Source organism: Alteromonas antoniana (assembly GCF_019249295.1).
Lineage (GTDB): Bacteria > Pseudomonadota > Gammaproteobacteria > Enterobacterales > Alteromonadaceae > Alteromonas > Alteromonas antoniana.
Genome location: NZ_JAESDH010000027.1, coordinates 45,352 through 54,159, shown reverse-complemented (window position 1 = coordinate 54,159; position 8,808 = coordinate 45,352). Strand labels below are relative to the sequence as shown.

The 8,808-nt window shown below is 47.3% G+C and carries 8 protein-coding genes; 5 read left to right on the top strand and 3 right to left on the bottom strand.

What is annotated here, in order from left to right; translation table 11 throughout:
• Window positions 1-279: 279 nt before the first annotated feature.
• Window positions 280-1,419, bottom strand: coding sequence for an HD domain-containing phosphohydrolase (locus JKP77_RS18575; protein ID WP_218312662.1), 1,140 nt, complete (start codon window positions 1,417-1,419; stop codon window positions 280-282).
• Between the two features lie 189 nt (window positions 1,420-1,608).
• Here JKP77_RS18575 and JKP77_RS18570 point away from each other — a divergent pair, with 189 nt between their 5' ends.
• The gene (locus JKP77_RS18570) at window positions 1,609-2,334 is read left to right on the top strand and encodes a 1-acylglycerol-3-phosphate O-acyltransferase (protein WP_218312661.1); all 726 of its coding nucleotides are present in this window, start codon (window positions 1,609-1,611) and stop codon (window positions 2,332-2,334) included.
• 33 nt (window positions 2,335-2,367) lie between these two features.
• Entirely contained in the window at window positions 2,368-2,760 is a 393-nt protein-coding gene (gene rraB, locus JKP77_RS18565; RefSeq protein WP_218312660.1) for a ribonuclease E inhibitor RraB, read from the top strand.
• Window positions 2,761-3,121: 361 nt separating this feature from the next.
• On the opposite strand, the gene JKP77_RS18560 is transcribed toward rraB, so the two are convergent.
• On the bottom strand, window positions 3,122-4,642 hold the full coding sequence (locus JKP77_RS18560) for a hypothetical protein (RefSeq protein WP_218312659.1): 1,521 nt from the start codon (window positions 4,640-4,642) through the stop codon (window positions 3,122-3,124).
• A 421-nt stretch (window positions 4,643-5,063) separates the two neighbouring features.
• Here JKP77_RS18560 and JKP77_RS18555 point away from each other — a divergent pair, with 421 nt between their 5' ends.
• The 3 genes from JKP77_RS18555 (at window position 5,064) to JKP77_RS18545 (ending at window position 8,184) form a co-directional block, all read left to right on the top strand.
• Window positions 5,064-6,071 carry a metal-dependent hydrolase gene (locus JKP77_RS18555; RefSeq protein ID WP_218312658.1) on the top strand — a complete coding sequence of 336 codons (1,008 nt, stop codon included), beginning with the start codon at window positions 5,064-5,066 and terminating at the stop codon, window positions 6,069-6,071.
• Between the two features lie 495 nt (window positions 6,072-6,566).
• Entirely contained in the window at window positions 6,567-7,046 is a 480-nt protein-coding gene (locus JKP77_RS18550; protein ID WP_218312657.1) for a Cif family virulence factor, read from the top strand.
• 433 nt (window positions 7,047-7,479) lie between these two features.
• Entirely contained in the window at window positions 7,480-8,184 is a 705-nt protein-coding gene (locus JKP77_RS18545; RefSeq protein WP_218312656.1) for a choice-of-anchor H family protein, read from the top strand.
• 273 nt (window positions 8,185-8,457) lie between these two features.
• On the opposite strand, the gene JKP77_RS18540 is transcribed toward JKP77_RS18545, so the two are convergent.
• On the bottom strand, window positions 8,458-8,673 hold the full coding sequence (locus JKP77_RS18540) for a type II toxin-antitoxin system antitoxin (RefSeq protein ID WP_218312655.1): 216 nt from the start codon (window positions 8,671-8,673) through the stop codon (window positions 8,458-8,460).
• Window positions 8,674-8,808 lie beyond the last annotated feature (135 nt).

Here is an 8,808-nt window from a genome sequence, read left to right as displayed (position 1 = left end):
GCGCTTAGGTCTTTGATTACTTGAAGTTGTCATAAAGAAGTCCTCTTTATGTCTACGTATTTCAGGACGGGACACATCTTACAAAAAAAGCAGGATCTCATTTTCCTGCTTTTTTTGTAGGTACCGTATACGGTTGCAATGTCAGCATCACTGCTGGCCATGATTTTTATCACGATGCCGAAATGGCAACCCACCATGAGAGACGGTAATGTCTTTTCACCACTGAATGCTTCAGGGCTCGCTGAGTGGCTACAGACTTATTTCGCATCGTCCCTAGGCCTAGGAATGTCCCTTCGTGAGAAGCCCTGTCATTGCCTGATTGAACAAGCGCACCCACTTCATGCTGAACTGCCCTTTCGCAGAACGGTTTATCTGGATCACAGCCTGTTTTTTTGAAAGTTGGTTTTCTTTATTGTGCGCACGTGAGTGGGTCATTGCATCATAAGTGTCTAAAATTGCCAGCAGCTTAGCGCCGTCACAAATATCATCTTCTTTCAGGCCCAGCGGATAACCTGTGCCGTCAGAGCGTTCGTGGTGCTGCATCACGATTTTGCGTGCCAGGTCCCACTGGTCCAGGTGTTCCAGCAAGCGTGAACTTTTGTAGACATGAGAGCGCATCAGATTAAACTCGATATCCGTCAGCGGCTCTGATTTATGCAGCAATTTCAGCGGCATGAATGCCATTCCAAAATCGTGGACATAACAGGCAACCGCCAGTTGATCTTCTTCAATCGGGCTGCCGGCAAGCTCGTTAATGTATAGCGCCAGCTTGGCAATACGGTCGCCACGCCCGGCCCAGTAGTTAGAGCGGTGTTCGATGGTCTGCATAAGATCGCGAAAGAACAGAATATCCAGCTTCTTCTCTGAACTCATGTCCTTCGGTAAGGCCGTAGTTGCCAGTGTTGGTGGCTTTACGACTTCAGGCTCACCCGCATCATTCTCTCTGACATCCAGCGCGGGATTTAATAGCAGTACGGCATCGGTAAGAAGCCGCTCATGCTCTTTATGGTTATCCGGTTTTACTCTGTCGATAGCCAAAACCAGTTGTTCGTGCAATCTGGCGTCGTATTCGGCTTTCCCGTTTGCCATCACAGACTCAACGAAAGCTTTTACACGGTCCATAGTCAGCAGTACCAGATCGCTCATGGTGCTGGTGTATTCCACCTGTCCCTTACGAAGAAAGTCGAGCAAGTCTTCTACATGCTGTAGCAAAGGGATGAGTGGGGAAAAGTTTACCAGCCCCAAATCCCCTTTGATGGTGTGAATTGAGCGGAATAAGGCGCGCTGAAGCTCGTTATCTTCCGGCCGCAGCTCAAGCTCGATCAGCGTTTGCTCGCTGGCTTCGTAGAGCTCATTAATCTCCTCCATCAAATCGGTGAGGATATCGTCTTCAAGTTCTTCAGGAACAAAGATCTGCATGGTGCTTTACCGCTTAAAAAGAGAATAGAACGCTGATGAAGTTTATATCATTTTACTATCGGTACCGCGAATTCCAGCTTTAACTTTTTCTAAGCCAGAGAACGCGAAAAAACAACATCACGACTGATCGGACATGTGAAGGGCATGGTTTCCCTTATACTGCGCCGCAAATCTGAAAAAGGAGACCCCGTGCTCGCACTTATCCGCATTATTGTTCTGTTTGCTGCTTTCCTTATCATTAATCTGGTGGTACTGCTGGTGTGCATTGCCCGCCCTTTTCATAAGGACAATGTTAATTTTGCAGGCCGTGCTTATTCGACAATGGCACGTATCGTTGGCCTTAAAATCGTGATGGAAAAATCCGATAAGCTGAAAGCAGACGAGCCTTACGTATATATTGCCAATCACCAGAATAGCTTTGATATCATTACCATCAGTAAAGCAGCTCAGCCCGGGGTTGTCACGGTAGGTAAAAAAAGCCTGAAGTGGATCCCGGTGTTTGGCCAGATTTACTGGTTGTCCGGCAATATCATGATCGACCGAAAGAATTCGGGTAAAGCGCGCGGAACGTTAGATATTGCAGCCAGAAAGATAAAGAAAAAGCGCACATCGGTCTGGCTGTTCCCGGAAGGCACACGAAGTAATGGACGTGGCCTGCTCCCCTTCAAACAAGGTGCATTCAGGCTGGCAAAAACCACGCAGGAGCGCGTAGTGATGGTCACCGCCAGTAACATGCACGAAAAAGTAAAATGGAACCGCTGGAATAACGGCACCGTGCTTATCAGCATCGATGAACCGGTAGAAATGACCGATGACAAAACGATTAAGGAATGGATGCAGTTTTTCCATGCTCGCATGAAAGAAAAGCAAGCTGAGCTGGATGCACGTGTCGCTGAAATGGATAAAACCAGTTAAACTTGGCGCAGAATTTCAAAACGAATAATGACAATGAGCCAATTTGACGAAAGAGAAGAGTGGTACGAGTTTAATCAGGAAACCATTGACGCGTTGCTGGAAGACGGCAGTGAGGCAGATGCCAACTACTCGATTGAACACCATTTAGCCTCGAATGATTTTGACGTGCTGGAAAAAGCCGCCGTTGATGCGTTTAAGGCAGGCTTTGAGGTAACGGATGCCGAAGAACTTATGCTTGATGATGGTGGCACGATTTTCTGCTTTGACGCGATTGTCGAGCGCAAACTATCCCGCGAAACGCTGGACAAGGACACCGACGCGCTTTTAAAAATTGCGGACAAACATGGCGTGCACTACGACGGCTGGGGCACTTACTTTATGCCACGCGGCGACGATGAAATGGACGACGAAGGCGATTTCGAGTAATTCCGTTTCATTAAAAAGGGGCGACAGCGTGATAACCGCCTGTCGCCGACCTTTATTGCTTTGCCTACCCGCACTTCCCTCTGACACCTGCATTATTGCTACTGCTCGTACTTTACTGTCACTTTTGTGCTGTGAGCCTGAATGGAAAGCGTAACGCAATACTCATTTTGAGGCATCGTCGTTAGTAACATCAGCAGGTGTGATTTTTATGCTCAGCACAGATCGTTTATTTGCAGGCGCTCTTACGCTATCCAAAACGACAAATACGTTTTACGGGAATTTAATCAGAAACAAAAAACTAAAAATTAACTGTAAGCAGAGCTTCTTTTGTCACCACTTTCGTCATCGCGACAATGCTCCACTAGTAGCACCTTGTCCGGATATCACTCAAAGCCCATGCTCTGTCTGAGGCTGGCGGTCTTGGCTGATTGCTTATACGTTGTACTATCTTGTAGTATTCATCCAAATCCGCTTCAAAACGTTGCCTCTCACTTTTCGTCAGCACCTTCAGCGCTTCACGTTCAAAACACAAACAGTATTTTTTCGTAGCGTCACTGGTATCTTTACACGCTCCGTATAACGAGGGTGGCGGGGGCGCGCTTTCAGCCACAGCATTAGCAAGTTCTACCTTAGCCTCCTGTAGTGAAGGCTGGCCTTTTGCCGCACGCAAGTAGTTTTCCCGTAACTGGTACACGGCAGCGGTTTCACATCCACCAGCGGCAGCGATAAAGCGATTTAACTGATGTATAGGCTCGTTGTTTACCACCGACTTCAACATGTCAAACAAACCGACGCCTCTGGATATGGCGGTATTGGCCTGAGATTGCAGGGTATTTTTTGTCTTCCGCATGGCGCTGGATACATCCTGGGCATAGGCATCGTAATAGATTACGTACTGCGGCGCGATAAACGCACTACGCTCTATTGGTGCATCGCGATAACCATCACTGTAAACGTTTTGCGATATGTAGCCCCGTTTCACCGAACCGGCGGGTAAATACTGCTTACAGGAGTCTGAATAGGCCCATTGCATAGCTGAAAAATAGACTTTAAATGTATCGGAGGCGGCGATGCTAAAATCCCCTTCAAATACCGCTTTCACAGTGCCACTGAATTGAAGGCGATCCCAGAACTCCTGATGTTTCACAACCTGCTTGACAGAAACAGTTTTGACAACTGGCTCGGGCACTACCTTCAACGCATTACGCTGCACCCGGCTAGCCGCGACATCGGCAGCTAGCGGTTTTCTGTTGAGGTCCTGCGTGCCCGCTGCAAATCGTGTTTTTGGCAGCCCCGTATTTCCTCGGGCTTCATAAGCGGGACGCATCGGCGAGTTCTCATTTTTCCGCTCAAAATTCAACACCGTCACCCACATTTCAGGCGCTTCCAGATCTGCATCTTCAAACTGTCCTCTTACCGGGGTGCCACTAAAATACTCGCCTTTAGCGTAAACCAATATCCTGAGGTAGTTTTTGTTCCTGCGTTTGGGATATTTTTCATCAACAACATCAATAATATGCTGATTAATTAACGCTACTTCACTATGGTCATAGCGTTTTCCCTCAATGGGGTTACCGTGATAATCCTTAACGGTAGCCGGTTGGAAACGAACCAACGTACCGTCCGGTGCGGCCTTACGAAAAGCCACTACCCGAAGCGTTACATCTTTATCTGTGATGTCCAGATGCGGGCAAATTTCAAAGCTGTCGGTAAGATACACTCCGTAATAGGCATCAGTGCCATCGGTGTACAGTAATTCTCCTTCAGGAAGGTTCCTTTCTGACAGTGGATTGGCGGCGCTGTCAGCACCGCATATCAGAAGACAGAGAGTGAGAAGCAACAGGTATGGCGTAAACCTGAAGCCAGTAAACCGGAGATCCATATGATGATATCCATTCGTGAAAGTGAATGAGGACTTCAAACCCTGTACTTAGACTATAGTGTGTTTTGGAAGAAAAGTAATCGCAACTGCAGATTGGCCATTCACCAAACCGGCGCGCTTTTTCATAGTAATTCACCGCCTTAATGAGGTGAGTTTGGGCTTATTTACTATACGAAATAGCGACTTTTTCAACGCGCTCCCTGCAAGCAATGACTTCATCAGAGTCGCCCCTACTTCGCCAGCATGAAGAAAAAATCATAGTTATCACTGTGGAAACAGAAGCGATGGATTACCGCAAAGCACTGCAGTCAAAACCGAGCAGTCTGAAGTTACCTTCACACTTGCAGGCTATTTCAATCTAAAACACGTAAATTGATCGTACAAGTGAATAGTAACCAAATAGAGACTTTATAGAGAAGTAATGGATCCGGTAACTCAATGGGTTTTAGGGGCATCGGCAGCATTGATTGTTGCGAAAAATAGAAAGAAGTTGAAGCATGCTGCTTTTGTTGGGGCTGCTGCTGGTATGGCTCCCGATTTAGATATCCTTCTACAGTCCAGCCAGGACCCGCTATTTGCACTGGAGTTACATCGCCAATTTACGCATTCATTAGTGTTTATTCCGTTCGGCGGTCTTATCGTTGCAGCATTTTTTTGGCTGCTGTTTTACCGAAAACAGCCGTTTAGCCCCATTTTTTGGTACGCCACAGCTGGGTATGCGACACACGGACTCATTGACTCGTGCACGTCGTACGGAACACAACTGTTTTGGCCTTTTACTGACTACCGGGTGGCATGGGATCTCATCGGTATCATAGACTTTTTCGTCACTATTCCCTTGTTAATTGGCATCATTTTCACCTGTGTTACCAATACAAAAACAGGAGTCGGCGCTGCGGTGGGGTTCTTTATGGCGTACATGGGATTTGGTGCAGTTCAACACCAACGGGCGCTAGAGACGGTTGAGGAACAGGTTATACAAGGCTCCTTCGAGGTGGATCGGATCAAGGCTATGCCCACTATTGGCAATCTGATTGTGTGGCGCACGTTGCATGAAGCGGGTGGACGATATTATGTCAACGCGGTGGCTGTACCGATTTTTGGGGAACCCAGAGTTTATCCTGGCCCGACGGTACAAAAATTGAACATGGAACGCGATTTTCCTGAAATCAAGCAAGATTCGGTTCAATTTAACGACGTCAACCGATTCAGGTGGTTTACTAATAACTGGCTGGTGGTTGATCCGCAACATTCTGACAGAATTGCCGACTTGCGTTATTCTGCGCAAGTCGAAGGCATCAACCCCTTGTGGAGTATCCGGTTGGATCCCACAAAACAGCATCAGCATGTGAAGTATCTCAGCGGTCTATCCGAAGGCGACCGTGACATTATCCCCTTTGATAAAATTTTTGACTCTTCCTCCGATTAGAAAGGCTTACTTTTAAGGGCGTTCGCGCTTTTTCCAAAAGAGATACAAATAAGTTTTTAGACCTCAGCGAATCCTGAAGCAGTCCGGATAAAAGCACCTGCGATACCCACACGTTGCCTGTTTATAAACTCATGTACGTTACAAGTGATTATATCCATAGCGAGAAGCAAATAAACTCACTCGTTACTGAAGCCTCAATACTGTTTCCCGATCGACTGCTGGCTCATTTGCACCGATTTAATACAATGAATTGAGCAACAGCGTCGTAAGACAGTACCCCAAACGCTTTCTCAGGCATTTTAGTTCAGAAACCTCTTTTGATGCTCACAGCCCCTTTGCTGGAAAAAAGACGCTTCAGCGAAGTGTGGCGTGATAACCAGCCACCACAATCATCACATCGTCTAACCCCTCCTGTTTTTCGATAAAAACAATCTAACGCAAAAAACTGACTCACCACCTACACTCAGTCTCCTTACTCTGATGGAACAACACATCATGTCCACATCAATAACGCAGTTCTCACTTCCTGTTGCACTTTGCACAGCACTTTTTGCCGGACCTGTCCTTGCCGATACCGCCGATGAAATTACCCAACTTATCAAAGACGACAATGCCTATACGCTGAAAAACCTCAAATCACCCCGCGGTGGTATCCCTAAAGCGGGCTCTCATCAGTTCTGGTCCAGTGGTGGCCTACTCCACCATATCCCCGCTGATGTGCCGGATGCTGAGTTCGAATCGTTCGGGCTGCAGCCCAAACATATTGAAGTGATTACGCTTGAAGAGGGCAAGTATGCCGTTGCAATGTATTACTCAGAAGGCAGTTTTCACCCCAAAGGCAGCGAAAAGGTGTCACATTACTTTACGCGGGTAACTGAGGTATACATCAAAGAAGACGGTAACTGGAAGGTCAGAGCATCACACTACTCTCCGGTCACTGGCGGTGCAGGGACCAGTCAAACGACCGTAGATTAAGATGCGCCTGCTGCTGGCATACTGACGTTTGAGTATTCAGCAGCCCTCACTGTTTAACTGAAAATACCGAGGTTGATACTCAGCCCGGAATATAGCGTGCTGCTGAATGCCGAAGAGCAGCAATAGTTCATAAGCCGTTACCCTGCAGGCTACAATTTGTCATGTAGTTTCACTCCTGAAAAATGGCGTTCTGCGCCAGCGCGTCATTGCTTCCTCCTTGCAATTACCGAAATATCGTTGAAATCTGCGCGTACCCACTACGATCTTCACTCCACGGGGAGCTTCAAAATACCCGCCATTCTGTGTATTGAACGTTGCAAGGCGTCGTGCAGCTTTCAGAAAATTAAGTTTCGTTTCAGTTTTCGTTCATGTTGTTAGCGTCACAATTTGCCATAACGTCACCCGAAAGGGATTTTCCGAAGAGGAACGAGTTATGAAAAAGTTAACGTTTACGAAATTACTCATCGCGGCCGGCATACTTACACTGTCGGGTCCCACAGCAGTGCTGGCTGAAGATATCAAAGTCACGACGAAAGAGTATCAGTTCAAAGAACCGGTAAAAACATCGACGGTGCAAACTACCGCAAGCATCTCGACGAAGAAGCAGGCACTGGAAACCATAAAAGGCAAATCCAGAGAAAGTAGTCAGTCGCTGAACGATACAGAGTTCTGGATATACGACAGTTGGGTAACTGTACAGAACGATTACGATTATGACGGTTACTACACCACCTTAAATGTTGAATTTGATGCTGACACGGTATTTTCTCAGGTTCCCGTTTATGCCGTTATCTACTTAGGCAAAAATGAGGTGTTCGACTCGATACATGTCACATCGGTATTCAATATTTATGGTGACGACAGCAACGATGCGTTCATTATTGAAAGCGATTTGGTATCCGGTTTTCCACCGTACGATTACGAGATCCTTATCGAACTGTATGATGCCGATCATGATGTGCTGGTAGCCGCCTCTGATGGGTACTGGGATGCCGATCTGGCTTACGTTAGCCTGGAAAGCGAAAATTATGATGTCGTTGAAGAAACCGTTGTGGTGGTGGAAGAGCATGGTGGTGCGCTGTTCATTCCTGCCCTGCTGGGCCTCTTCGGTGTCGCGTTATACCGCAGAAAGCAATAACCGTTATCGCCTTGCGAAACGCAATATCGTAGGTCTGTTGACGTTTGACATACGAATGTTTGTGCGACCTAAGCGGGTTTTGAGCAAGGCACGAGGCGTGGGGTTTAGTAAGACCAAATAAATGACGAGCAACGCAGCGCAGGATGCGCTTAGTAAGCACACACAAGGCAGTAGCGCGGTGGCCCCCGAGTCGCGCTGCCTTACAACCTCACAATGTAACCTTTTTAGTAGCTCACTGTTTTACTGTCTCACTAACCATAGTCGCAAGCGTTGTCACTTATCCTGGCCGTCTGCGTCTTTGTCCTGCAGTTCAACTTCGGTTATCACTTTCTCAGTGAGCTTTATTCGCTTATGTTTTAATAACGCATCACGCAGCACATACTCAATTTGTGCGTTTACGCTGCGCAGTTCGTCGTCCGCCCACCGCTGCATCGCGGCAAGGACTTTTTCGTTAATACGTAGTGGATACGCCTTTTTTTTATCTGCCATGATTTCCCCGGTGTGGCGGTTTGTCGCCAGCACTACCTGACGCAGCATGAAATGGTAGTCAAACAGCACACTATGCTGATAGCGATAGCAGCGTCGACAGTCCCAGGCAAGTCAAGTTTCCTGAGCGACTGACCG

Bases quoted from the DNA above. Each gene is read 5' to 3' on its own strand.
- JKP77_RS18545 (WP_218312656.1), top strand. From the start codon at position 7,480: ATGAAAAAGTTAACGTTTACGAAATTACTCATCGCGGCCGGCATACTT.
- JKP77_RS18560 (WP_218312659.1), bottom strand. From the start codon at position 4,642: ATGGATCTCCGGTTTACTGGCTTCAGGTTTACGCCATACCTGTTGCTT.
- rraB (WP_218312660.1), top strand. From the start codon at position 2,368: ATGAGCCAATTTGACGAAAGAGAAGAGTGGTACGAGTTTAATCAGGAA.
- JKP77_RS18555 (WP_218312658.1), top strand. From the start codon at position 5,064: ATGGATCCGGTAACTCAATGGGTTTTAGGGGCATCGGCAGCATTGATT.
- JKP77_RS18550 (WP_218312657.1), top strand. From the start codon at position 6,567: ATGTCCACATCAATAACGCAGTTCTCACTTCCTGTTGCACTTTGCACA.
- JKP77_RS18540 (WP_218312655.1), bottom strand. From the start codon at position 8,673: ATGGCAGATAAAAAAAAGGCGTATCCACTACGTATTAACGAAAAAGTC.
- JKP77_RS18575 (WP_218312662.1), bottom strand. From the start codon at position 1,419: ATGCAGATCTTTGTTCCTGAAGAACTTGAAGACGATATCCTCACCGAT.